Raw genomic sequence first — 21,970 nt, forward strand, 5'->3', positions numbered from 1 at the left:
AGGGCACGCCGTGCCGAGCGTGGGGGCAAGGCCGCCCGCCCGTAAAATCCGGCGATGAGTTCCCGCCCCGCCCCGGCCCCCGTGGTCGACCCCGAAGCGATCCTCGCCCGGGCACGCCTGACTTTCGACATCGAAGCCGAAGCCGTTCTCGGCCTGAAGGGCCGCGTCGGCCCGAGTTTCGTGGAGGCCGTGCGCAAGATCCTCGACGTGCGCGGCCGCGTGGTCGTGATGGGCATGGGCAAGAGCGGCCATGTCGGGCGCAAGATCGCCGCCACCCTCGCCTCCACCGGCACGCCCGCGATGTTCGTGCACCCTGCCGAGGCCAGCCACGGCGACCTCGGCATGATCAAGACGGTCGACCTGGTGCTGGCCATCTCCAACAGCGGCGAGGTCGACGAGCTCACCGTCATTCTGCCGGTCGTCAAGCGCCAGGGCGTGCCCCTGATCGCCATGACCGGGCGCCCCGAATCGACCCTGGCGCGCCACGCCGACATCGTGATCGACGCGGGCGTGGCCAAGGAAGCCTGCCCGCTCAACCTCGCCCCCACCGCGAGCACCACCGCGCAGATGGCGATGGGCGACGCGCTGGCCGTGGCGCTGCTCGACGCGCGCGGCTTCGGCTCCGAAGACTTCGCGCGCTCGCACCCGGGCGGCGCGCTCGGGCGCAAGCTGCTCACGCACGTGAGCGACGTCATGCGCTCGGGCGACGAGGTGCCGCGCGTGCCGCCGTCGGCCAGCATCAGCGAGCTGATGCGCGCGATGAGCATCAAGGGCTTCGGCGCCGCTGCGGTGGTCGAGCCCGATGGCCGCGCCGCGGGCATCTTCACCGACGGCGACCTGCGCCGCCTGATCGAAGCCGGCGCCGACCTGCGCAGCCCCAAGGCGGCCGAGGTGATGCACCGCAACCCGCGCACCATCCGCGTGGACGCGCTGGCGGTGGAGGCCGCCGAGCTGATGGAGCAATGCGGCATCACCCGCCTGTTTGTGATCGACGGCGCGGGGGTGATCGTGGGCGCGATCAACACCAACGACCTGATGCGAGCGAAGGTCATCTGATGCCGCTCGAGTTCCAGGCCGAGACCTTGCTCGCCGCGCAGGACGTGCGCATCGTCTTCTTCGACATCGACGGCGTGCTGACCGACGGCGGGGTGTACTTCACCGAGCACGGCGAGACGCTCAAGCGCTTCAGCATCCTCGACGGCTACGGCCTGAAGCTCTTGCGCAAGGCCGGCATCGTGCCGGCCGTGATCACCGGGCGCGACTCCAAGCCGCTGCGCGTGCGGCTCGAGGCGCTCGGCATCGAGCACGTGCGCTACGGCACCGAAGACAAGCTGCCCGCCGCACAGGCCATGCTCGACCAGCTGGGCTTCGGCTGGGCGCAGGCCGCGGCCATCGGCGACGACTGGCCCGACCTGCCCGTGCTCACGCGCGTGGGCTTCGCGGCGGCGCCGGCCAATGCGCATGCCGAGGTGCGCGGCATTGCAAACTATGTGACCCAGGCGCGCGGCGGCGAAGGCGCGGCGCGCGAGTTCTGCGACCTGCTGCTCACCGCCTGCGGCCAATACCGCGCGCTGCTCGACGCGGCGCTGGGCCCGAACCGGGAACCGAAGCCATGAGCAATGTGAAACGCGTGTGGGGCCTGGCGCGCGACGTCCTCGACCGCGCCACGATCTACCTGCCGATCATCCTGACGGCGGCCGTCGCGCTGGGCACCTACTGGCTGGTGCGCAACGCGCCCAAGCTGCTGGAGCCCGTGGCCAAGGCGGCGCCCACGCACGAGCCCGACTACTTCATGCGCGATTTCGTCATCAAGAACTTCCTGCCCAACGGCGACCTGCGCAGCGAGCTGCACGGCACCGAGGGCCGGCACTTCCCCGACACCGACACCATGGAAGTCGACAAGGTGCGCATGCGCTCCGTGTCGCCCGAAGGGCTCGTGACCCGCGCAACGGCCGACCGGGGCCTGTCGAATTCCGACGGCAGCGAGATCCAGCTGTTCGGCAATGCAATCGTCATCCGAGAGCCGACGGTGGGCCCGGGCGGCAAGGCCACGCCGCAGCTCGAGTTTCGCGGCGACTTCCTGCATGCCTACGTCGACACCGAGCGCGTCACCTCGAACAAGCCGGTCACGCTCATCCGCGGCACCGACAAGTTCGTGGGCGACACGCTCGACTACGACAACCTGAGCGGCGTGGCCAACCTGAACGGCCGGGTGCGCGGGGTGCTGATTCCGTCGGCGGCGGCTGCCGCCCCTGCCCCCGCCAAGAAGCGCTGAAGAAGAACAAACCCCCGCATGACCACGTCCCCGCTAGTCTTCATCACCGGCGCATCGAGCGGCATCGGCCAGGCCCTGGCCGCGAGCTTCTGCGACGCGGGCTACCGGCTGGCGCTCGTCGCGCGCCGCACGGCAGAGATCGAATCGTGGGCGAACGCGCGTCAATTAAGCACGGATCGCTATCAAATTTATAGTGCTGACGTGGCGCAGAGCGACAGCATCGTGGCTGCAGGCAACGCCTGCATCGCGCGCCAGGGGTTGCCCGACGTGGTGATCGCCAATGCCGGCATCAGCGTGGGCATCGACACGGCGGAGCGCGCCGACCTGGACGTGCTGGCGCAGACCTTTGCCACCAACAACGTCGGCCTGGCCGCCACCTTCCATCCGTTCGTGCGGGCCATGGTGCGGCGCGGCAGCGGTCGGCTGGTGGGCATCGGCAGCGTGGCGTCCATTCGGGGGCTTCCGGGGCACGGTGCCTACTGCGCCAGCAAGGCCGGCGTGGTGGCGTACTGCGAAAGCCTTCGCGGCGAGCTGCACAACAGCGGCGTCAAGGTGGTCACCCTGTGCCCGGGCTACATCGACACGCCGCTCACGCAGGGCAACCGCTACGGCATGCCGTTTCTCATGAAGGCGGAAGACTTCGCCGCCCAGGCGCTGCGCGCCATCGAGTCGGGCACCAGCTACCGCGTGATTCCATGGCAGATGGGCGTGATCGCGAAGGTCATGCGCATGCTGCCCAATGCCCTGCTTGACCGGGCCGTGCAGGGGCGGGGGCGCAAGAAGCGCAGCGGGGAAGCCTGAGCGCGATCACGCCGGCGCGCGTCTTGCGCGCGCCGACCATGAAAAAAGGCTCCGGAGGGAGCCTTTTGTCTTTCTGTGTGCCGAGGTGCAGGGCTCAGTAGCTGTTGCCGCCACCACCGCCGTAGCCGCCGCCACCACCGCCGCTGCGGCCACCACCGCCGCCGCCACGCGGGCCGGCACCGTAGGGGCTGCGGAAACCACCGTCTCCACCGCCACCGCCACCGCCACTGCGGCCACCGCCACCGCCGCCGTAGCCGCCACCGCCGGAGCGACCACCACCGCCGCCGCTGCGATCGCCGCCACCGCCACCGTAGCCACCACCGCCGCCGCCGTAGCCACCGCCACCACCGCCGCCATAACCACCACCACCGCCGCCGTAGCCGCCGCCACCACCGCTGCGCGGGGGACGTGCTTCCATCGGACGTGCTTCGTTGACGACGACGCTGCGGCCGCCCAGGGGCTGGCCGTTCATGCCGGTGATGGCTGCTTGCGCTTCCGCGTCACTGCCCATCTCGACGAAGCCGAAGCCCTTCGAGCGGCCGGTGTCGCGTTCCATCATGACCTTGGCGCTGGTCACTGCGCCGAACTGGCCGAAAGCCTGTTCGAGATCCTGGTCGCGCACCGAGTAAGGCAGGTTGCCGACGTACAGTTTGTTGCCCATCGAGGGACTCCTATAAACACATCAAGAAAAGCGATGGAGTCCCGAAAGCATCACTCAAACGAGAGCCGTCGAGTCGCGCGAAACTGACCGATCACCGAGCTGTCTCCCGGCCAAAATGAAGAGGGAGGCTCGTGCATTATGGGTGAAATATTTAAAAAGCAAGCGGGAATTTGCGTCTTGAGGTAGCCCCTGTCAAAACCATCGGAAAGCCAGTGCACGCTTACTGTTGGGGGTGGTATTCCGGCGCGACCGGTGGTTAGAATCCGCCCCGTCATTGGGGAGTAGCCGCCTTCCGATTTGCGAGAAGGGCCCGCGTCAACAGACTTGTCCTGCCCCACACGGGACATGGCGCGTGCAGTGAGCCCACACCTGGCGAGACCTTTGACCATGCAACTTCGGGAAATATGGCCGAAGGTGTTGCATGGTCAATTGCGTCCTTCGGCCCAAGGAACCCCACGTTCATCATGGAAGCTTTTCTCGTTGCAACCGGCGTTGTTGCGCTCGCGGAAATGGGCGACAAGACCCAACTCCTGGCCCTTTTGCTTGCGGCCCGTTTCAGGAAACCCTGGCCGATCGTGCTCGGCATCTTCGTCGCCACCATCGTCAATCACGCGCTGGCGGGTGCCGTCGGCAACTACATCACGCGCTGGCTCGGGCCCGAGGTGTTGCGCTGGATCCTTGGCGGCTCGTTCATCGCCATGGCGGTCTGGATGCTGATTCCCGACAAGCTCGACGACGACGACGCCCCGGGCGTTTCGAAGTTCGGCGTCTTCGGCACCACCGTGATCGCCTTCTTCCTGGCCGAGATGGGCGACAAGACCCAGATCGCCACCGTCATGCTCGCCGCGCGCTTCACGCACGACTACTTCTGGGTGGTCGCCGGCACCACGCTGGGCATGATGCTGGCCAACGCGCCGGTGGTGTGGCTGGGCGACAAGATCGTGCGACGCGTGCCGATCAAGCTCGTGCACGGCATCTCCGCCGCGATCTTCCTGGTGCTCGGCATCGTCATGATCGTCGGCTGGTAAGAAGGACGGGTTCCTTCCAGGAACACCGCGGAACCGGCTTCGCCGGGCCGCCGGTGTTGCCCCCGGAAAGGGGGTGGAGAAGCGACACGAAGTGCGCGAAGCCTGAGGGATATACTTGCCCTGCGCCGATTTGCTACAGCTTGCGGGCGCTTTATAAATTCAGCTAAAGACAGGCGCGGCAGACCCGGCTCGTTTTTGGCGAGGCCGGGTTTTTTCATTCATGTCGTCGTCACCTCCTTTGGTCGTCACCTCGCAGTCGATGCAGTTCGCCGGGCCGCTGGCCTTGCGCAGCGGCGCGTCGATCAGCGACTACACGCTCGCCTACGAAACCTACGGCACCCTGAACGCCGAGCGCAGCAATGCGGTGCTGGTGTGCCATGCGCTCAACGCTTCGCACCACGTCGCCGGCGTCTACCAGGGCCAGGCCCGCTCCGAGGGCTGGTGGGACAACATGGTGGGCCCGGGCAAGCCGGTCGACACCGACCGCTTCTTCGTGATCGGCGTGAACAACCTCGGCTCCTGCTTCGGCTCGACCGGCCCGATGCACGTCAACCCCGCCACCGGCCGCGTCTACGGCGCCGACTTCCCGGTGGTCACGGTCGAGGACTGGGTCGACGCCCAGGCCGCGCTGCTCGACGCGCTCGGCATCGACACGCTCGCGGCCGTGATGGGCGGCAGCCTCGGCGGCATGCAGGCGCTGTCCTGGACGCTGCAGTACCCCGCGCGCGTGCGCCACGCCGTGGTGGTGGCCAGCGCGCCCAACCTCACGGCCGAGAACATCGCCTTCAACGAGGTGGCGCGCCGCGCCATCGTGACCGACCCCGACTTCCACGGCGGCCATTTCTACGAACACGGCGTCGTTCCGAAGCGCGGCCTGCGCATCGCGCGAATGATCGGCCACATCACGTACCTCAGCGACGACGTGATGAACGCGAAGTTCGGCCGCATCCTGCGCAGTGCCGTGGAAGGTGAGGGCAACGGCGGGCCCGCGGCGCTCGACTACCGCTATTCCACGCAGGACGTCGAGTTCCAGATCGAGAGCTACCTGCGCTACCAGGGCGACAAGTTCAGCGAGTACTTCGACGCCAACACCTACCTGCTGATCACCCGCGCGCTCGACTACTTCGACCCCGCGCGCAGCCACGGCGGCAAGCTCAGCACCGCGTTCGCCCATGCCACGGCCAAGTTCCTGCTCGTGAGCTTCAAGACCGACTGGCGCTTCTCGCCCGCGCGCAGCCGCGAGCTGGTGAAGGCGCTGCTGGAGAACCGCCGCAACGTGAGCTACGCAGAGATCGACGCGCCGCACGGCCACGACGCCTTCCTGCTCGACGACGTGCGCTACATGGGTGTGGTGCGCTCCTACTTCGAGCGCGTTGCCAAGGAGATCCAATGAGCGACCTCGACCATCAACGCCTGATTGCGCAGCTCGTGCCGAAGGGCTCGCGCGTGCTCGACCTCGGCTGCGGCGACGGCGCCCTGCTCGACCTGCTGCAGCGCGAGCGCGGCTGCACCGGCTACGGCGTGGAGATTGCCGACGGCAACGTGCTGCAGTGCATTCGCCGCGGTGTCGACGTGATCCAGCTGAACCTCGACGAAGGCCTGGCGATGTTCGACGACGCCTCGTTCGACGTGGTGCTGCAGATCGACACGCTGCAACACCTGCGCAACGCCGAGGTGATGCTGCGCGAGACCGCGCGCGTGGGGCGCACCGGCATCGTCGCCTTTCCCAACTTCGCGCACTGGCCCAACCGCCTGAGCGTGGCGCGCGGCCGCATGCCGGTGACGCGCCGCCTGCCCTACCAGTGGTACGACACGCCCAACATCCGCGTGGGCACCTTCAAGGACTTCGAAGTGCTGGCCGGCAAGAACAACCTGCGCGTGCTCGATGCCTTCGGCCTGCAGGACGGCCGCGACGTGCGCTGGCTGCCCAATGCGCGCGCCGGCACGGCGGTCTTCAAGTTCGAGCGCGGCGGCAGCTGAAGCTGAAGCACGCCCGCAGCGCGCGATGAGCTTCACGCTTGCCGAGCCGGTCCACAGCGAGTTGCTCATCAGGAAGAGCCGCTTCATCGGCTGCGTGCAGCCGGTCGCCGACCGCGCGGCCGCGCTGGCCGTGGTGGCTTCGCTGCGCGCCGAGCACCCCGCCGCAGCGCATGTGTGCTGGGCCCTGATGGCCGGCGGACAGTCGGCCGCGAACGACGACGGCGAGCCCGGCGGCACCGCCGGGCGGCCGATGCTCGAGGTGCTGCGCCACCAGCAGATCGAAGGAGCGCTTGCCACCGTGGTGCGCTATTTCGGCGGTGTGAAGCTGGGCGCGGGCGGCCTCGTGCGGGCCTACACCGATGCGGTCGCGCAGGCCCTGCTCGGCGCCGCGCTCGTGCCGCTGGTGCGCCAGCGCAGCCTGCGCTGCACGGTGCCCTACGCGCTCGAAGGCCTGGTGCGTCGCGAGCTTGCCGCGGCGGGCGCGGTGCTCGACGGTGTGGCGCACGGCGACGACGTGGCCTTCGCCTTCTCGCTGCCCGAGCCCGACGCCGATGCGTTCATCGCCCGTCTCGGCGATGCTGCGCAAGGGCGCGTCGTCTGGCCGAAGGCGTGACGCGCTTCGCCGGCACCGCGGGTGTAGTGGGTGCCTTGGACACCGACGCCGTCATCGCCAGAATGCCGCGCGGCGCCAGCGGCACCGCCTCGTCGCCGGGTCCGCGCCGCGCCATCTCTGCGGTCACGATGCCCGTGGGCACGGCCAGCACGCCCCAGCCCAGCAGCATCATCACCGAGGCGATCGCGCGGCCCAGGTCGGTCTTGGGCACGAGGTCGCCGAAGCCCACCGTGGCCATGGTCGAGATGGCCCAGTAGATCGCCACCGGAATGCTGGTGAAGCCGTGCACCGGCCCTTCGACCACGTACATCAGCGTGCCCATCACCAGCACCACCAGCATCACGAAGCCGACGAACACCGTGATCTTTCGCCGGCTCGCATGCACCGCCGACACCAGCGCGCGGTATTCCTCGGAGTAGCGCGACAGCTTGAAGATGCGGAACACGCGCAGCAGCCGCAGGATGCGCACGTCGATCAGGTAGGCCAGGCCCGGCGTGAGCACGGCCAGGAAGGTCGGCAGCAGCGCGAGCAGGTCGATCACGCCGTAAAAGCTGCCTGCATAGCGCGCCGGCCGATTCACGCAGGCCAGTCGCCCGAGGTACTCGAGCGTGAAGAGCGCGGTGAACACCCATTCGAGCACGCCGAACACGTGGCCGAAGCGCACATGGATGGCCTGCACGCTGTCGAGAATCACCACGCCCACGCTGGTCACGATCACCGCGATCAGGATCAGGTCGAACAGCCGGCCCAGCCGCGACTCCGACTCGAAGATCACCGAGAACAACGTGCGGCGCCAACCCTGCTCGGGCTTGCCGAAACGCTCGTCGCCTGCGGCCGAATCCGAAGAGGTGGTGGTGGCGGTGCTGCTCGAAGGGGTCGTCATCTGCCGTGGTTTAGGGTCTACTGGAAAGCCATTGTCGGCGGGGTGTACCGTCTTACTCGGTTACGCCTCTTGCGCAATGAAGTACGGCAGGCCGCAAGTGCGTTCTTACGATAGTCCTTTTCCTAGAGGAGCTCCCCATTGGCTACACAGTCCCCCTTCTTCGGCAAGCGTGACCGAGACACCGACTCGTTGACTTCCCGCCCCGCACCGCTGGTCGGCGCAGGCACCAATCTCTCGGGTACCCCCGTCAATCCCTCGTCGCTCACCGCACAGCAAGGCGGCCTGAACGCAGCATCGGCAGCTGCTGCACCCGTCGCCAAGGAAGGCGGCAGCAAGCTCACCGTCGGGCCGAACATCAAGCTCAAGGGCGTGGAGATCACCGATTGCGACACGCTCGTGGTCGAAGGCTTGGTCGAAGCCACGATGGACTCGCGCCTGATGCAGATCGCCGAACAGGGCGAATTCAAGGGCTCCGCCGAGATCGACATCGCCGAGATCCGCGGTGTGTTCGACGGCAACCTCACCGTGCGCGAAAAGCTCGTGATCCATTCGACCGGCAAGGTCACCGGCAAGATCCGCTACGGCAAGATCGTCATCGAAGAAGGCGGCCAGCTGTCCGGCGAAATCAGCTTCGGCACCAAGGCGTAGTTCTGGTGCGCCGCGCGGGCCTCATCAGGCTCCAGGCGGCGTCCACCCCAGGCGCTCCAGCAAGGCACCGGCCGCGGCCGGTGCTTTTTCTTTGGCGCCGTTGATGAAGTAGACGAACACGTCGCGCTTTTTTGGCGATGCGGCCCAGCCCTGTGCACGCTCGGCCCAGGTGTCGAGCGCCTTCGGCCCGTAGCCCGTCTTGAGCTTGGCGTCGGCCATCATGAGCCGTGCATAGGCCACGTCGCCTTCGGGCTCCTCGAAGGACGGAAACTTGTCGGCGTCGGTGAACACCGTCGACACCTTGTGCTTCTTCGCGAGCGCCTTGTAGGCGGGCACGATGAAGCTTTCGTGCCGCACGTCCATCACGTGGCGCAGCGCGCGGCTGCCTTCCTTCTTCGGCAGCATCGACAGAAACGCCTCGAAGTCTTCCGCCTCGAAGGGCTTGGTCGGCATGAACTGCCACACGATCGGCCCCAGCTTGTCGCCCAGCTCGGTCACGCCGCTGTCGATGAAGCGCTTGATCGAATCCCCCGCACCCGACAGCAGCTTGCGGTTGGTCGCGAAGCGCGAGGCCTTGAGCGAGAACATGAAGTCGGCCGGCGTGTCGTCGTGCCACTTGCGGAAGGTCTCGGGCTTGAAGGTGCTGTAGTAGGTGCCGTTGACCTCGATGGCGCTGAGCCGGCGGCTCGCGTAGTTCAGCTCCTTCGATTGCGCGAGCCCCTTCGGGTAGAAGTTGTCGCGCCAGGGCTCGTAGGTCCAGCCGCCGATGCCCACCTTGATGTTTGGCTTGCTCACGTCGCCTCCAGCGTTGAGATCGCCCGCACTCTACGCGCGGTCGCTTCAAGGCGCAAAATGCGAATTTTTCCCCTCTCCGCGGAGAACCCCGATGAACGCTCCCCTGCACCGCGAAATGCCCGCCGGCACGCTCGACGCCGCGCGCGCCCTGTCTGACGTCACCGCCCAATGGGACGGCGACATCGTCAAGCAACTCACCGACTACATCGCCATTCCGGCCAAGTCGCCCGGCTTCGACAAGGACTGGTCGGCCAACGGCTACCTCGAGACCGTGCTGCGCAACGCCGCGGCCTGGGTCGAGGCGCAGAAGGTCGAAGGCCTGAAGCTGGAAATCGTGCGCCTCGAAGGCCGCACCCCGGTGCTGTTCTTCGAAGTGCCGGCCACCGGCACCGACATGGGCGAGACCGTGCTGATGTACGGCCACCTCGACAAGCAACCCGAGTTCACCGGCTGGCGCAACGACCTCGGCCCCTGGACGCCCAAGTACGAAAACGGCCTGCTCTACGGCCGCGGCGGCGCCGACGACGGCTATGCGGTGTACGCCAGCGTGGCCGCGCTGCAGGCACTGAACGCGCAGGGCGCGGCGCATCCGCGCATCGTCGGCATCATCGAGACCTGCGAGGAAAGCGGCTCCTACGACCTGCTGCCCTACGTGGACGCACTGCGTCCGCGACTGGGCAACGTCGAGTTGGTGATCTGCCTCGACTCGGGCGCTGGCAACTACGACCAGCTGTGGCTCACCACCTCGCTGCGCGGCATGGCCAGCGGCACGCTGAAGGTGGAGGTGCTCACCGAAGGCATTCACTCGGGCGACGCCTCGGGCCTGGTGCCCTCAAGCTTTCGCATCATGCGGCAGGTGCTCGACCGCCTCGAAGACAGCGCCACCGGCCGCCTGCTGCCCGCGAGCTTCCACTGCGAAGTGCCGGCCGACCGCCTCGCGCAGGCCAAGGCCACCGCCGCGATCCTCGGGGAAGAGGTCTACAAGCGCTTTCCGTGGGCGCACTACGACTGCGGCGGCTCGACCATGTTCGCGCTGCCCACCACCACCGACCCGGTGGAGGCGCTGCTCAACCGCACCTGGAAGCCCACGCTGTCGGTGACCGGCGCCGAAGGCTTCCCGGCGCTGAAGGACGCGGGCAACGTGCTGCGCCCGTACACCGCCTTCAAGCTGTCGCTGCGCCTGCCCCCGCTGATCGACGCGGCCGAGGCCGTGCAAAAGCTCAAGACCCTGCTGGAAGACAACGCGCCCTACCAGGCCCGCGTCACCTTCGAGAGCGGCGGCGGCGCCACCGGCTGGAATGCACCGACCATCACGCCGTGGTTCGAGCAGGCGCTCAACAAGGCCTCGCAGGCGCACTTCGGCGCCTCTTGCGGCTACATCGGCCAGGGCGGCACGATCCCGCTCATGAACATGCTCAGCGCCGGGTTCCCGAAGGCGCAGATGATGGTCTGCGGCGTGCTCGGTCCCAAGAGCAATGCGCACGGCCCGAACGAGTTCCTGCACGTGCCCTATGCCAAGAAGCTGACGGCCGCCGTGGCCGAGGTGATCGCGGCCCTGCCGGTGGCGCACCGCGCCGCCGCGTCGGAGCCCGTCGCCGCTTGAGCGAGCCGCTGCCCTTGCCGCAACGCGTGTCGCTGTCCGCCCCGGACGGCGAGACGCTGGCGCTGCGCCGGTTGCCGGCACCCGGCCCGGCGCGTGCCGTCATCGTGGTGGTCCATGGGCTTGGCGAGCACGCGGGCCGCTACCACGCGGTGGCGGAATGCCTGCACGAATGGGGCTTTGCCGTATGGGCGCACGACCACCACGGGCACGGCGAATCGACCGGTGCGCGCGGCGGCCTGCCGAGCGAACTGCGCCTGGTCGACGACCTTGCGCTGGTGATCGACGACGCGCGCCGCCTGAACCCCGGCGTGCCGCTGGTGTTGCTGGGGCACAGCCTGGGCGGGCTGGTCGCGGCGAGCCTCGTGGCACGCGACGTGCGGCCGGTCGACGGCCTGGTGCTGTCTTCGCCGGGGCTCGACCCGGGCCTGAGCGGCATGCAGAAGGCGCTGCTGGCGGTGCTGCCGCGCATTGCGCCGAACCTGCGCGTGGGCAACGGCCTGGACGACAACTACCTCTCGCACGATGCGGCCGTGGTGCAGGCCTACCGCGACGATCCGCTCACGCACGACCGCATCGGCAGCCGCCTGGCGCGCTTCCTTGCGACCGAAGGCCGGGCCGTGCAGCAGCGCGCTGCGACCTGGCCCGTGCCGACGCTGCTGCTCTACGCGGGCGACGACCACCTCGTGCAGGCCGACGCAAGCCGCGCCTTTGCGGCTGCGGCCGCGCCCAGCGGCATGGTCGAGGCGCATGGCTTCGATGCGCTGTACCACGAGATCTTCAACGAGCTCGACGCCGAGCCGGTCTTCGCGGCCCTGCAGCACTGGCTCGACGCGCGCTTTCCGCCCGCCTGAACGCGCCCTTCAGCAACCCCCGGGCCGACGCCGGGCAGCCGGGGGTCGCGGTTCATGGGGCGTCCCGTATCACGCGCTGCAGGTCGCGCTCGATCTCGCTGAAGGCGATCGGCGACAGGTCGCCCAGCGAGCCTTGCGTGCCGTCCAGCGCCACCGCGCGCACCGTCTGCAGCGCCTTGCCGTCGGGGCTGTCCTGCACGAACCAGCCTTCTTCCAGCTGCACGCAGAGGCGCCGCCCGCCGGGCAGTGTCTTGTTGAAGCTGTCGACCATGCCGCCGTCGCCCACCTCGCGCAGCCAGCCGCGCGCCTCCAGCCCCATCAGGCCGGCGTTCGACACCTGCCGGCCGGCCCAGTGCGGGAGATCGCGGCGCGTGCGCAGCGCCTCGTCGCACATGAAGGTCTGGCGCGTCAGCTGCTCGAAGGGCTGCATGATTTCGTAGTCGGCCAGCACCGCGGCCCAGGCGGGGGCCAGCGCCGTGTCGAGCGCGGCCATCTCCAGCGGGTGGGGCAGGCCGATGCGCGCGGTGTCCGGCAGCGCGACAGGGTCGTCCTGCAGGTCGGTCAGCTCGCCTTCGGCGCTCACGCGGAAGCTGCCTTCGAGCCGGTTCGACGCATCGAACAGGCCCCACACCAGCGGCCGGCTGAATACGCGCAGCACCGGGTGGTTCGCGAAGAAGGGCAAAAACTCGTCGACGCCCCAGCGGCGCTGCGCGCACATGGCGGCTTCGAGCCGCTTGACCTGCGTGGTGGCGACGGTCTTGGCCAGCTTGCGCAGGTCTTTCAGCTGCGTGGTCGCGGTGGCGGCCTTGCCGGGCTCGTCGTTCGCGCCGGGCTTGGGCAGCGTCTTGAGCACCTTGCCCCGGGCGTCGTGCACCACGGGCTGGAAATGGTCGTCCATGCGCACTTCGAACGTGCGCGGGCCGAAGTCGAGCGTGAGCCGCGCGCGCGCGTCCAGGCCCAGGTCGGGCACGGTGCGGTCGGCCAACTGGTCGAGGCTCAGGCCGCGCTGCTCGGCCACCTCGCCCAGCATGCGGTCGGCGCGGGTGCGCAGGTCGTCGTAGCGGGTCTGGCGCGCGAGCTCGGCCAGGTGCATCAGGGCGGCGTCGCTGCCGATGTCGCCGAGCATGGCCATGGCGTCGTAGGCGCGCACGCGGTCGAGCGCGGCGCGCCACTGGCGCAGCAGGCCGTAGAGCTGGCGGGCCGTTTCGTCGTCACCCAGGCGGCCCTGCAGTGCGAACATCCAGCGCTCCTTGCTCGGGCGGCCGTTGCCGATCCACCAGGCCAGCAGCGCGCGGCCGAAGCGCGCGAGGGCGTCGGGCGCCAGCGTGTCCAGCAGCGCGGGCAGCCCCGGGTAGGGGGCGTCGGGGCGGCCGAGCATCATGGCCATCAGCACGTCCGGCACGCAGGCCTGCGGCAGCGCGTGGCCGCTGCCCTTCAGGATCAGCCGGGGCAGCGCCGCGAGCGGCAGTGTCTTGGGCAGCACGGGCAGGCCGTCGGGCAGCAGGTCTTCGGGCGCGATGGCCAGCAGCGTCGCCACCGCGTCGGCGGCCTCGGCGCCGTAGGCAGCGGCCTGCCGGCGCACGGCGTCGGCATGGCCGGCCGCGTGCAGCCAGCGCAGTGCGGCCTGGGCGGCTTCATGCGCGGGGCCGGGTTCGCCCAAGGCAGCGGGAATGAGCCCGCGCGCGGCCGCGTCGGGATAGCGGGCCAGCCATTCGCCGGCCTCGCGCCGCACCCAGCGGTTGGTATGCAGGCCCTTGGCGATCCAGCCCGCCAGCGGGTCCCACTCGATGGCCGACGCCAGCTCGAACATGGCGCGCGCGCCGTGCCGCAGGTAGTGCGGCAACGCCGGCAGCGCGGCGACGCCGAAGTGATGGAGGACCGGACGGATGCGGCCCGCGTCGCTCAGCGCGTGCATCTGCGCCGGCCCGTGCGTGAACACCGCCATGGCCAGCTGCGGCGGCAGCTGCCAGATGTAGTCGGCCGTGGCCCAGGCGCTGCCTGGCATGTCGCCGAAGTCGTCCGGTTGCACCGCGCGGCCCTCGGCGATGTCGTCGATGCGCTCCGGCCGTACGCCGAACATCCACAGCGCCTTGCGCACGGGGTCGCCGTTGCGGATGGCCGCGGGCGCCTCGGGCTGTTGGCGAGCGAAATCCCTGGCCTGCTCGTCGGAGCGCGCGCGCAAGGCGCGCACCTCCTGCGCCAGCCAGTCGGACGCCTCGCCGGTGGCTTGCTGGTACTGCGGCGGGGGCAGCGTGTTCCAGTGGAGCGCGGCGGTGGCGGGCAGCGGCTGCAGCGCCAGCGTGGGAACGACGGGGAGCGCCTGCCGGTTCTTCCACGGTGGATGGCGCAGCAGCGCGGGCCACGCGTGGGGGGCGGCGTCGGTCACGCCGTCGGAGCCGTCTTCCTGCAGGCGCGCGAGCGTCTTGCGCTGGCTGTCGTCGCACGACGCTTCCAGTGCCGCCTGCCAGTCGGGGTTGGCGGCCAGCAGCTCCAGCACGAGCGCGGCGCCGGCCTGGTGGCGTGACGGGTTCGCCGACAGCAGCGCACGCAGCACGAACAGCGGCCAGCGCGCGGCCTGCTTGGCCAGCGCGGACTTGCAATCGATCTGCTTGACCTGCGTCACGAAGAAGCGCACGACCGCCGCGTCGTGGATGGCCAGCAGGTCGGTCACGGCCTCCTTGTGCGGCGAGGGCTCGAAGAACAGCTCGGCGGCCGCGGCGCCGTGCATCTCGAGCATGCGCAGCCGCGCGGCGCGGGGCGGGTAGAAGCTGGCGCGGTGCCGGCGATAGAAGTCGAGGCTGTCGTCCAGGCTGCGCTCGGTGGACAGCAAGCCGCCGCAGTGGCCGCAGGCCCGGTCGTTGAACCGCGCGAGCGATTCGCGCATGCCCTTGGTCCAGCGCACGCTGCCGTCGGGCTGTGCCTGCAGGCCCTGTGCCGCCTTTTCCTCTTTCGATTTGCCACCGACCGCCATGCCATGCTCCCTCGAACTGATGCGAGCGGCATTGTCGGCCACGGCGGCAGGCCAAAAAAAAGCGCCCTCGCGGGCGCCGGAATGAGGGAAAGAGGCAGCCGTCGCTCAGGACTGTCTGCCTTGCAGCAGGCCGCTGAGCGAACCCAGCAGGTCTTCATGGTTGCCCAGGCCCTGCTCCGGCACCTTGCCGTGCGGCGTGAGCTGGTCGATGAGCGCCGGCAGCATGGTCGCAAGCATCGGCAGCAGCGTCTGTGCATTGATGCCCAGCTTGGACGCGATGGCGGCAATGGTGTCGCCGCCCAGTGCGTTCTGCAGCTGGTCACCCGAGACCGGCTGGTTTTCTCCCGTGCCGATCCACGAGTTGATGACGTTGCCCATGCCGGCCTGCTCGAACTTCGAGACCAGTCCTCCCAGACCGCCTTGTGCGCCATTGTTCGCGAGCAGGCCACCCAGCGCGCCGGCCAGGCCACCGAGATCGCCCAGCCCGCCGAGGCCTCCGCCTTGCGGCTGCTGCTGTTGTGCAGCGCCTCCCAGCACTTGACCGAGTACCGAATCGAGCAATCCCATGGCCGTTTCCTTGGTGTGTGACAGAACCGACAACATTGTTAAATGCAGCGGACCTTGAATCGAAAGTGGCATGGCCACTTTCGAACGGGCAACGTGACAAATTACTTGGTACGCGCCACGCGTTTGGGCAGCAATGCAGGGCTCACCCCTTGCACACCCACCAACCCGAGCACCGTCACCAGGGAATTCTGCGCGCCTTTCCAGGCGTCTGTCACGTCGATGGACTCGGCGAGCGAATGGAATCCCGAGCCCTTGCCGCCGCCGCCGACGATGATCGCGGGAACGCCCAGCGAGATCGGCACGTTGGCGTCGGTGCTGCCGCCGCGCAGCATCGTCTTGTGGCCGAAGGCCGCGTTCGAGCGCGTCGCGGCCTCGACGATCACCGAGTCCGGCGGCGTGCGGCCGCCGGGCCGGTCCCCGATGAGCCTGGTGCTGGCGCTCAGCGTGTTCACGTTCCAGCGCCTGTTTTCCTCGGCCACGGCCTCGTCGACGGCGGCGAGGATCTTCTTTTCCGTCTCGAGCAGCGCGCCCATGTCGTCCGAGCGGATGTCGATGGCCATGCGCGCGTCGGGTGCGATGGTGTTGACCGAGGTGCCGCCGCCGACCGTGCCGACGGTGAAGGTGGTCTTGGGGAAGCTCGGCGTGCGCACGTCGGCGATCTTCGCAATGGCGCGGCCCATGCCGTGGATGGCGCTGGGCACCTGGCCGAAGGCGCCGAAGCTGTGGCCGCCCGGGCCCTGGAACGTGACCTCGTAGCGGTGGCTCGCGGTGCCCAGCACCAGCACGGCGCCCGGCGGGGACGGCTCCAGTCCCACCATGCCGTCGATGTCGAGGTGGTCGCGAAAGATCGCCTTCATGCCGCGCAGGTTGCCCAGCTCTTCCTCGCCGACGTTGGCGACGAACATCAGGTCGCCCACGGTCTGCACCTTGTGCTCGTTCAGCACCTTGAGCCAGGACAGCAGCACGGCGAGGCCGCGCGTGTCGTCGCCGATGCCCGGCGCATACAGCCGGCCGTCGCGCTCCTTCACCTTCACGTCGGTGCCGGCGGGGAACACCGTGTCGAGGTGGGCGGAAACGAGCAGCTTCGGCCCGCCGCCGATGCCCTTGCGCAGGCCGACCACGTTGCCTTCGGCGTCGATCTTCGCGTGGCTCAGGCCCAGCGCCTTCATGCGCGCGAGGAAGGCCTCCGCGCGTTTGTGCTCCTTGAAGGGGGGCGCCTCGATCTCGGTGAGCATCTTCAGGTCTTCGACCGAGCGTTCATGGTCGGCCTTGACGGCGTCGAGCAGCTTCTGGATGGCAGGGGACGCCATCAGCTGGGTGTAGGCCTTGTCGACCTCGGGGCTCACTTGCGCCGGCGCCGGGGCGACGGCCGGGGTCTGGGCGCTGGCGCCTTGGGCCGCGCACAGCGCGGCAAGAACGAGCGGGGCGAGGCGCAGCGCGCCAGGCAGGCGGGACATGGGGCAAAAGTCCTTCTTTTGTCTTAATAAGGTAACGATTGTTTCCCAACTGCTCCACGCGCGCGTGGCGGAAAACACCCACCTTTCGCCCTCTGTTCGAAGCTTTTCGACCTTTGTCCGGCACCTGCCGCGGAGGGATCAAAGCCCGGCGAGCGACACCAGCGCGGCCAGCGCCGCCGTTTCGGCGCGCAGCACGCGCGCGCCGAGGGTGACCGGCGCGAATCCGCGGGCGATGGCCTGCTGTTCCTCGCTGCCACTGAGGCCACCTTCGGGCCCGCTCAGCACGAGCGCGCCGCGGTCTTGCGGCACCTGCAGCGCGTGCACGGCGCGGGTGCCGTCGGCCAGGCTCAGCACGAGGCGCACGGCGGCCAATTCCGCCGGTTGGACCGGTTGGGCATCGATCCAGCCCCCAAAAGACTGCACCGGATGGATCATCGGCACGCGGTTGCGCCCGCATTGCTCGCAAGAGGCGACGGCAATGGCCTCCCAGTGCGCCCGCTTCTTCTCGGCCCGTTCGCCTGAGAGACGCAGCACGCCGTGCGCGGTGGCCAGCGGCTGGATGCTCGCGACGCCGAGTTCGGTGGCCTTCTCGACCAGCCAGTCCATGCGCTCGTTGGCCGGCATGCCGACCGCGAGGTGCACGGCGCGCGGCGCCTCGCGCTCCACCGGCTGGTGGGCGCCGACCATGACCGAAACGTCGCTGCGACCCATGCGCTCGACCGTGGCCGCGTACTCGCCGCCCGCGCCGTCGAACAGCGTGAGCGCGTCGCCGGGCTGCATGCGCAGCACCTGCACGTGGCGTGCGGCGCCGGACGGCAGCGCCAGGCTGGTGCCGGCGGTCAGCGGCACGGAACAGTGAAAACGCGGCATGCTATGAAATCAGTAGCGGCACAGGTCCATCTGGCGGGCGTCAGACGCGGCCGTAGGCAAAGCCGGTGAGGGCCGAGGTGCCTTCGACCTCGTCGATCACCCGCACCAGCGGCGTGAGCTCCATGTAGCGGCTGGCGGTGGCGCGGATATAGGCGATGAAGCGCGGCGTGTCGGCCAGGTACCTGGGCTTGCCGTCGCGCAGGGTGAGGCGCGCGAAGATGCCGGCCACCTTCAGGTGGCGCTGCAGGCCCATCCACTCGACCGCGCGGTAGAAGGCGCCGAAGTCCTCGTCCACCGGCAGGCCGGCCTTGCGCGCGGCGGTCCAGTAGCGGATGGTGATGTCGAGCACGAACTCCTCGTCCCAGCTCAGGAAGGCATCGCGCATCAGGCTGGCGATGTCGTAGGTGATGGGACCGTAGACCGCGTCCTGGAAGTCGAGCACGCCGAGCGCCCCCTTGGGGGCGGCACTCAACATCAGGTTGCGTGGCATGAAGTCGCGGTGCACGTACACGCTGGGCGAGGCCAGGTTGCTGTCGACGATCAGCTTGAAGCTGCGCTCCAGCCGCTCTTTCAGCTTGCCCTCGATGGCCACGCCGCGGTGGCGGCCGATGTACCACTCGGGGAACAGCGCCAGTTCGCGCTCGAGCAGCGCCCGGTCATAGGGCGGCAGCACGCCTGGCTTGGAAGACAGCTGCCACTTGATCAGCGCGTCGATCGCCTGGTCGTACAGCGGGCGGCTCGCGTCGGGCCGGGCCGGGTCGAGCACGTCCAGCATGGTCTGGCGGCCCAGGTCGTCGAGCAGCAAAAAGCCCTGGAGCCGGTCCCACTCGAGCACCGTGGGGGCGAGCACGCCAGCCTCGGCCATCAACTGCGCCACCTGGACGAAGGGGTCGCTGTTTTCCTTGTCCGGCGGCGCGTCCATCACGATGCGCGTGGGGGCGACCGGGTCCGTGGTGTCGACGCGGAAATAGCGGCGAAAGCTCGCGTCCGCCGAGGCGAGGCGCACCGTGTCGGGCAGCAGCCGCTGGGCGGGTGCCACGTCGGCCAGCCAGGCCCGGAACGCCTCGGCACGTTGCGGATCGGTCCAGAGAATGGTCTCGGCGGGGCTCGGGGCCAAAGAGGCGGGGGGCAAGGGTGCTGTCATGGATAATCGATTCTACAAATCCGCCTGGCGCGGCAACCCCTCGTGGCCGGCTTCCGGCCGGGCCGGGGTCGCCGCCGGCCCCTGCAACCCGCCGGCCTGCCGCGCCGTCTCCCCGACGATCTTTCGTTCCGAACCGATGCCTACGACCCAAAGCCCTCACGCTGGGCACCTTGCGCGCTCGCTGCTCTCCCCGGGGGAGTCGCCGGCTTTCCTCGGAACGGCCGGGCGGGAGGCTTGATGAGCCGACGCGTGACCCTGCGGCGCTCGAGCCCGCCTCTGCCGCTGGCTGTGCTGTCGCTGGCCCTCATGCATGTGCACGGCGCGTCCGCGCAGACCGCGGCCAACCTCGACGGACCGCTCACGCTGAAGCGCACGCCGCTGTTGACCGAGGTCGTGCCGCCCGCCGAGCGCGGCCAGTTGCCCAGCCTGGTCACCGGCGACCGTATGTCCGGTCGCCCCGACCTCGAGACCGTGGTCGAAGGCAATGCCACGCTGCGCCGCGGCCCGGTCGCCATCACCGCCGACCGGCTCGAGTACTACCAGCCCGACGACCTGGCCAAGGCTACCGGCAACGTGCGGGTCAACCAGGGCGGCAACGTGTACGAAGGCCCGGAGCTGCAGCTCAAGCTGGAGACCTTCGAGGGCTTCTTCAACAACGTGCGCTACCAGTTCCTGGCGAACGAGGCGCACGGTGAGGCACAGCGCATCGACTTCGTCGACGCCAACGTGTCGGTGGCCCGCCAAGCCACCTACACCACCTGCCGCCGCGAGGACTTTCCCGGCTGGATGCCGGCATGGCTGCTGACCGCAACCACCTTGACCACCGACACCGAGGAAAACGAGGGCGTGGCCACCAATGCGCGCCTGAGCTTCATGGGCATCACCACGCCGCCCATTCCGAGCGTGAGTTTCCCGCTGTCGAACGATCGCAAAAGCGGCCTGCTGCCGCCGACCGTGGGCATCGACAGCAACAACGGCATCGAGATCGCGCAGCCGTATTACTGGAACATCGCGCCCAACCGCGACGCCACGATCACGCCCACGCTCATGAGCAAGCGCGGGCTCAACCTCAGCAACGAGTTCCGCTACCTCGAAAAGGGCTACAACGGCACGGCCCGGCTCGATCTGATGGGCAGCGACCGCCTCGTGGGCCAGCGCTACAACGAGTTGCGCGCGAGCCAGCTGCAGCAGCTGGCGAACGGAGAGATCCAGGCCAAGGACCTGACCGCCCCGCCCAACAGCACCAAGCGCTGGGGCCTCTGGCTCAATCACCACCAGGACTTCGACGCCAAGGCGTTCGGCCTGGACTCGCTGTCGGCCAACATCGCAATCAACCGCGTGAGCGACAACGACTATTGGCGTGACTTCACGCGCACGCCGTCGCTCGCGCAACGCCAGTTGCCGAACGACGCGTCGCTCAACTGGGCCAAGGACGACTGGAGCGGCATGGTCCGCACGCTGAAGTACCAGAACCTCCAGTACAACCTGTCGCCGATCGTGCCGTCGTACGACCGCATGCCGCAGATCACGGCCAACTACAACAAGTACGACTGGCACGGCTTCGACGTGTCGCTCAACCTGGACTACACGCGCTTCCGGGTCAACACGATCCTGAGCGGCCAGCCCGGCTACGACGTCAACCAGCAGTCGCAGCCCGACGGCGACCGGGCCTCCGCCATCGCCTCGATCAGCCGGCCGTTCATCACGCCCAGCTCGTTCGTCATCCCCAAGGTGATGGTGAACGCGGCGTCGTACAGCTACTACGTGCCGCAGGCTGACATTCCGAAGCTCACGATCAACGGCACGCAGTACGTCGGCGGGATTCCCTACAACCCGAACTCGCTGTATTTCTTCCCGACCTCCAGCAACCGGACGGTGCCGACCTTCAGCCTCGACAGCGGCCTGATCTTCGAGCGCGATGCGAGCTACTTCGGACGCGCCTTCCGCCAGACGCTGGAGCCGCGCGCGTACTACGTGTACACGCCGTACCGCAACCAGAGCATGCTGCCGAACTACGATTCGGCCGCCAACGACTTCAGCTTCGCGACCATCTACACCGAGAACGCGTTCTCGGGCGGCGACCGCGTCTCGGACACCAATGCGCTCACGCTCGGCGTGACCTCGCGCCTGATCGACCCGGCCACCGGTGTCGAGGCGGCGCGTTTCGGCATCGCGCAGCGCCTGCGCTTCAGCGACCAGAAGGTCACGCTGCCCGGCGGCACGCCGGTCACCGACCGCGCGAGCGACCTGCTGGTGGGCGCGCAGATCAACTGGACGCCCAAGTGGAGCCTGGACACGGTGGTCCAGTACAACCCCGACACCCGCCGCTCGGAGCGTTCGGCCATCAGTGCCCGTTACAACCCCGAGCCGTACCACAACCTGAGCGCGGCCTTCCGCTACCAGGCGCCCACCACCCCGACCGCCACCGACGGCAGCAAGTCGTTCGACGTGGGCTGGCAATGGCCCCTCAACGACCTATGGGGCGACAAGGGCAAGAACCTGGGTCCGGGCAAGGGCCAGGGCGGCGGACGCTGGTACGCTGTGGGCCGCCTCAACTACAGCCTGCAGGACAAGAAGCTCACCGACGGGGTGCTCGGCTTCGAGTACGACGGCTGCTGCTGGATCGGGCGCGTGGTGCTGCAGCGCACCACCACCGGCCTGGTGACGGCGAACACCCGCATCATGTTCCAGCTCGAATTCGTCGGGTTCTCCAGCATCGGCTCCAGCCCGATGCAGGCCCTGCGGCAGAACATCCAGCGCTACGAACCCCTGCGCCAACCGGGCGAGGCGCCGAGCCGCTTCACCAATTACGACTGAGTCGAC

At 68.8% G+C, this 21,970-nt stretch carries 20 protein-coding genes and 1 riboswitch; of the genes, 12 read left to right on the plus strand and 8 right to left on the minus strand.

Annotated features, from left to right (window positions below; genetic code table 11):
* The first annotated feature begins 54 nt into the window (after nt 1–54).
* The 4 genes from ACSFBM_RS24110 to ACSFBM_RS24125 are packed head-to-tail and all read left to right on the plus strand — an operon-like array spanning nt 55 to nt 3,076.
* A complete protein-coding gene (locus tag ACSFBM_RS24110) occupies nt 55–1,056 on the plus strand; it encodes a KpsF/GutQ family sugar-phosphate isomerase (protein WP_435486638.1) in 1,002 nt (333 codons plus the stop codon).
* A complete protein-coding gene (locus ACSFBM_RS24115; protein WP_435439799.1) occupies nt 1,056–1,616 on the plus strand; it encodes a KdsC family phosphatase in 561 nt (186 codons plus the stop codon). The genes ACSFBM_RS24110 and ACSFBM_RS24115 overlap by 1 nt, the downstream gene beginning before the upstream one ends.
* On the plus strand, nt 1,613–2,275 hold the full coding sequence (gene lptC, locus ACSFBM_RS24120; protein WP_435486639.1) for an LPS export ABC transporter periplasmic protein LptC: 663 nt from the start codon (nt 1,613–1,615) through the stop codon (nt 2,273–2,275). The genes ACSFBM_RS24115 and lptC overlap by 4 nt, the downstream gene beginning before the upstream one ends.
* 18 nt (nt 2,276–2,293) lie before the next feature.
* Nucleotides 2,294–3,076, plus strand: coding sequence for an SDR family oxidoreductase (locus ACSFBM_RS24125; RefSeq protein WP_435486640.1), 783 nt, complete (start codon nt 2,294–2,296; stop codon nt 3,074–3,076).
* 94 nt (nt 3,077–3,170) lie between these two features.
* Here the strand turns inward: ACSFBM_RS24125 and ACSFBM_RS24130 are convergent, their stop codons facing one another.
* The gene (locus tag ACSFBM_RS24130) at nt 3,171–3,737 is read right to left on the minus strand and encodes an RNA recognition motif domain-containing protein (RefSeq protein ID WP_435486641.1); all 567 of its coding nucleotides are present in this window, start codon (nt 3,735–3,737) and stop codon (nt 3,171–3,173) included.
* 264 nt (nt 3,738–4,001) lie between these two features.
* A riboswitch (yybP-ykoY riboswitch) is annotated at nt 4,002–4,190 on the plus strand.
* Nucleotides 4,191–4,201: 11 nt separating this feature from the next.
* Between ACSFBM_RS24130 and ACSFBM_RS24135 the strand changes: the two genes are divergently transcribed.
* The 4 genes from ACSFBM_RS24135 (at nt 4,202) to ACSFBM_RS24150 (ending at nt 7,358) form a co-directional block, all read left to right on the plus strand.
* Complete coding sequence (locus ACSFBM_RS24135) at nt 4,202–4,765, plus strand: TMEM165/GDT1 family protein (protein ID WP_435439795.1); 564 nt, start codon at nt 4,202–4,204, stop codon at nt 4,763–4,765.
* A 220-nt stretch (nt 4,766–4,985) separates the two neighbouring features.
* Nucleotides 4,986–6,158 carry a homoserine O-succinyltransferase MetX gene (gene metX / locus ACSFBM_RS24140; protein ID WP_435439794.1) on the plus strand — a complete coding sequence of 391 codons (1,173 nt, stop codon included), beginning with the start codon at nt 4,986–4,988 and terminating at the stop codon, nt 6,156–6,158.
* Nucleotides 6,155–6,745 carry a methionine biosynthesis protein MetW gene (metW, locus tag ACSFBM_RS24145; protein ID WP_435486642.1) on the plus strand — a complete coding sequence of 197 codons (591 nt, stop codon included), beginning with the start codon at nt 6,155–6,157 and terminating at the stop codon, nt 6,743–6,745. Before metX ends, metW begins: the two co-directional genes overlap by 4 nt.
* A gap of 25 nt (nt 6,746–6,770) precedes the next feature.
* The gene (locus tag ACSFBM_RS24150; protein ID WP_435486643.1) at nt 6,771–7,358 is read left to right on the plus strand and encodes an IMPACT family protein; all 588 of its coding nucleotides are present in this window, start codon (nt 6,771–6,773) and stop codon (nt 7,356–7,358) included.
* Here ACSFBM_RS24150 and ACSFBM_RS24155 read toward each other — a convergent pair.
* Complete coding sequence (locus ACSFBM_RS24155) at nt 7,303–8,241, minus strand: ion transporter (protein ID WP_435486644.1); 939 nt, start codon at nt 8,239–8,241, stop codon at nt 7,303–7,305. The two genes, ACSFBM_RS24150 and ACSFBM_RS24155, sit on opposite strands and share 56 nt — an antisense overlap.
* Nucleotides 8,242–8,379: 138 nt before the next feature.
* On the opposite strand from ACSFBM_RS24155, the gene ACSFBM_RS24160 reads away from it, so the two are divergent.
* Complete coding sequence (locus ACSFBM_RS24160) at nt 8,380–8,889, plus strand: bactofilin family protein (RefSeq protein WP_435439790.1); 510 nt, start codon at nt 8,380–8,382, stop codon at nt 8,887–8,889.
* Between the two features lie 24 nt (nt 8,890–8,913).
* On the opposite strand, the gene ACSFBM_RS24165 is transcribed toward ACSFBM_RS24160, so the two are convergent.
* Nucleotides 8,914–9,684: a DUF72 domain-containing protein gene (locus tag ACSFBM_RS24165; RefSeq protein WP_435486645.1), complete on the minus strand. Its 771-nt coding sequence runs from the start codon at nt 9,682–9,684 to the stop codon at nt 8,914–8,916.
* Nucleotides 9,685–9,775: 91 nt separating this feature from the next.
* Here ACSFBM_RS24165 and ACSFBM_RS24170 point away from each other — a divergent pair, with 91 nt between their 5' ends.
* Together ACSFBM_RS24170 and ACSFBM_RS24175 are read left to right on the plus strand one after the other, a co-directional pair.
* Nucleotides 9,776–11,287, plus strand: coding sequence for a M20 family metallopeptidase (locus tag ACSFBM_RS24170; RefSeq protein WP_435486646.1), 1,512 nt, complete (start codon nt 9,776–9,778; stop codon nt 11,285–11,287).
* Complete coding sequence (locus ACSFBM_RS24175) at nt 11,284–12,138, plus strand: alpha/beta hydrolase (protein WP_435486647.1); 855 nt, start codon at nt 11,284–11,286, stop codon at nt 12,136–12,138. The genes ACSFBM_RS24170 and ACSFBM_RS24175 overlap by 4 nt, the downstream gene beginning before the upstream one ends.
* Nucleotides 12,139–12,190: 52 nt before the next feature.
* On the opposite strand, the gene ACSFBM_RS24180 is transcribed toward ACSFBM_RS24175, so the two are convergent.
* From ACSFBM_RS24180 to ACSFBM_RS24200, 5 genes are all read right to left on the minus strand, one after another.
* A complete protein-coding gene (locus tag ACSFBM_RS24180; RefSeq protein ID WP_435486648.1) occupies nt 12,191–15,109 on the minus strand; it encodes a DUF4132 domain-containing protein in 2,919 nt (972 codons plus the stop codon).
* Nucleotides 15,110–15,214: 105 nt separating this feature from the next.
* Entirely contained in the window at nt 15,215–15,676 is a 462-nt protein-coding gene (locus ACSFBM_RS24185; protein WP_435486649.1) for a YidB family protein, read from the minus strand.
* Nucleotides 15,677–15,777: 101 nt separating this feature from the next.
* A complete protein-coding gene (locus ACSFBM_RS24190) occupies nt 15,778–17,133 on the minus strand; it encodes a M20/M25/M40 family metallo-hydrolase (RefSeq protein WP_435486650.1) in 1,356 nt (451 codons plus the stop codon).
* A gap of 138 nt (nt 17,134–17,271) precedes the next feature.
* The gene (locus ACSFBM_RS24195; protein WP_435486651.1) at nt 17,272–18,003 is read right to left on the minus strand and encodes a 16S rRNA (uracil(1498)-N(3))-methyltransferase; all 732 of its coding nucleotides are present in this window, start codon (nt 18,001–18,003) and stop codon (nt 17,272–17,274) included.
* 40 nt (nt 18,004–18,043) lie between these two features.
* Nucleotides 18,044–19,147: an aminoglycoside phosphotransferase family protein gene (locus ACSFBM_RS24200; protein ID WP_435486652.1), complete on the minus strand. Its 1,104-nt coding sequence runs from the start codon at nt 19,145–19,147 to the stop codon at nt 18,044–18,046.
* A 237-nt stretch (nt 19,148–19,384) separates the two neighbouring features.
* On the opposite strand from ACSFBM_RS24200, the gene ACSFBM_RS24205 reads away from it, so the two are divergent.
* Entirely contained in the window at nt 19,385–21,964 is a 2,580-nt protein-coding gene (locus ACSFBM_RS24205; RefSeq protein WP_435486653.1) for an LPS-assembly protein LptD, read from the plus strand.
* Nucleotides 21,965–21,970 lie beyond the last annotated feature (6 nt).

Source organism: Variovorax pasteuri, from assembly GCF_051216435.1.
Taxonomy (GTDB): domain Bacteria; phylum Pseudomonadota; class Gammaproteobacteria; order Burkholderiales; family Burkholderiaceae_C; genus Variovorax.

Excerpts from the sequence above, each read along its gene's own strand:
- ACSFBM_RS24110 (WP_435486638.1), top strand. The coding sequence starts at position 55 with ATGAGTTCCCGCCCCGCCCCGGCCCCCGTGGTCGACCCCGAAGCGATC.
- ACSFBM_RS24115 (WP_435439799.1), top strand. The coding sequence starts at position 1,056 with ATGCCGCTCGAGTTCCAGGCCGAGACCTTGCTCGCCGCGCAGGACGTG.
- lptC (WP_435486639.1), top strand. The coding sequence starts at position 1,613 with ATGAGCAATGTGAAACGCGTGTGGGGCCTGGCGCGCGACGTCCTCGAC.
- ACSFBM_RS24125 (WP_435486640.1), top strand. The coding sequence starts at position 2,294 with ATGACCACGTCCCCGCTAGTCTTCATCACCGGCGCATCGAGCGGCATC.
- ACSFBM_RS24130 (WP_435486641.1), bottom strand. The coding sequence starts at position 3,737 with ATGGGCAACAAACTGTACGTCGGCAACCTGCCTTACTCGGTGCGCGAC.
- ACSFBM_RS24135 (WP_435439795.1), top strand. The coding sequence starts at position 4,202 with ATGGAAGCTTTTCTCGTTGCAACCGGCGTTGTTGCGCTCGCGGAAATG.
- metX (WP_435439794.1), top strand. The coding sequence starts at position 4,986 with ATGTCGTCGTCACCTCCTTTGGTCGTCACCTCGCAGTCGATGCAGTTC.
- metW (WP_435486642.1), top strand. The coding sequence starts at position 6,155 with ATGAGCGACCTCGACCATCAACGCCTGATTGCGCAGCTCGTGCCGAAG.
- ACSFBM_RS24150 (WP_435486643.1), top strand. The coding sequence starts at position 6,771 with ATGAGCTTCACGCTTGCCGAGCCGGTCCACAGCGAGTTGCTCATCAGG.
- ACSFBM_RS24155 (WP_435486644.1), bottom strand. The coding sequence starts at position 8,241 with ATGACGACCCCTTCGAGCAGCACCGCCACCACCACCTCTTCGGATTCG.
- ACSFBM_RS24170 (WP_435486646.1), top strand. The coding sequence starts at position 9,776 with ATGAACGCTCCCCTGCACCGCGAAATGCCCGCCGGCACGCTCGACGCC.
- ACSFBM_RS24180 (WP_435486648.1), bottom strand. The coding sequence starts at position 15,109 with ATGGCGGTCGGTGGCAAATCGAAAGAGGAAAAGGCGGCACAGGGCCTG.
- ACSFBM_RS24185 (WP_435486649.1), bottom strand. The coding sequence starts at position 15,676 with ATGGGATTGCTCGATTCGGTACTCGGTCAAGTGCTGGGAGGCGCTGCA.
- ACSFBM_RS24190 (WP_435486650.1), bottom strand. The coding sequence starts at position 17,133 with ATGTCCCGCCTGCCTGGCGCGCTGCGCCTCGCCCCGCTCGTTCTTGCC.
- ACSFBM_RS24195 (WP_435486651.1), bottom strand. The coding sequence starts at position 18,003 with ATGCCGCGTTTTCACTGTTCCGTGCCGCTGACCGCCGGCACCAGCCTG.
- ACSFBM_RS24200 (WP_435486652.1), bottom strand. The coding sequence starts at position 19,147 with ATGACAGCACCCTTGCCCCCCGCCTCTTTGGCCCCGAGCCCCGCCGAG.
- ACSFBM_RS24205 (WP_435486653.1), top strand. The coding sequence starts at position 19,385 with ATGAGCCGACGCGTGACCCTGCGGCGCTCGAGCCCGCCTCTGCCGCTG.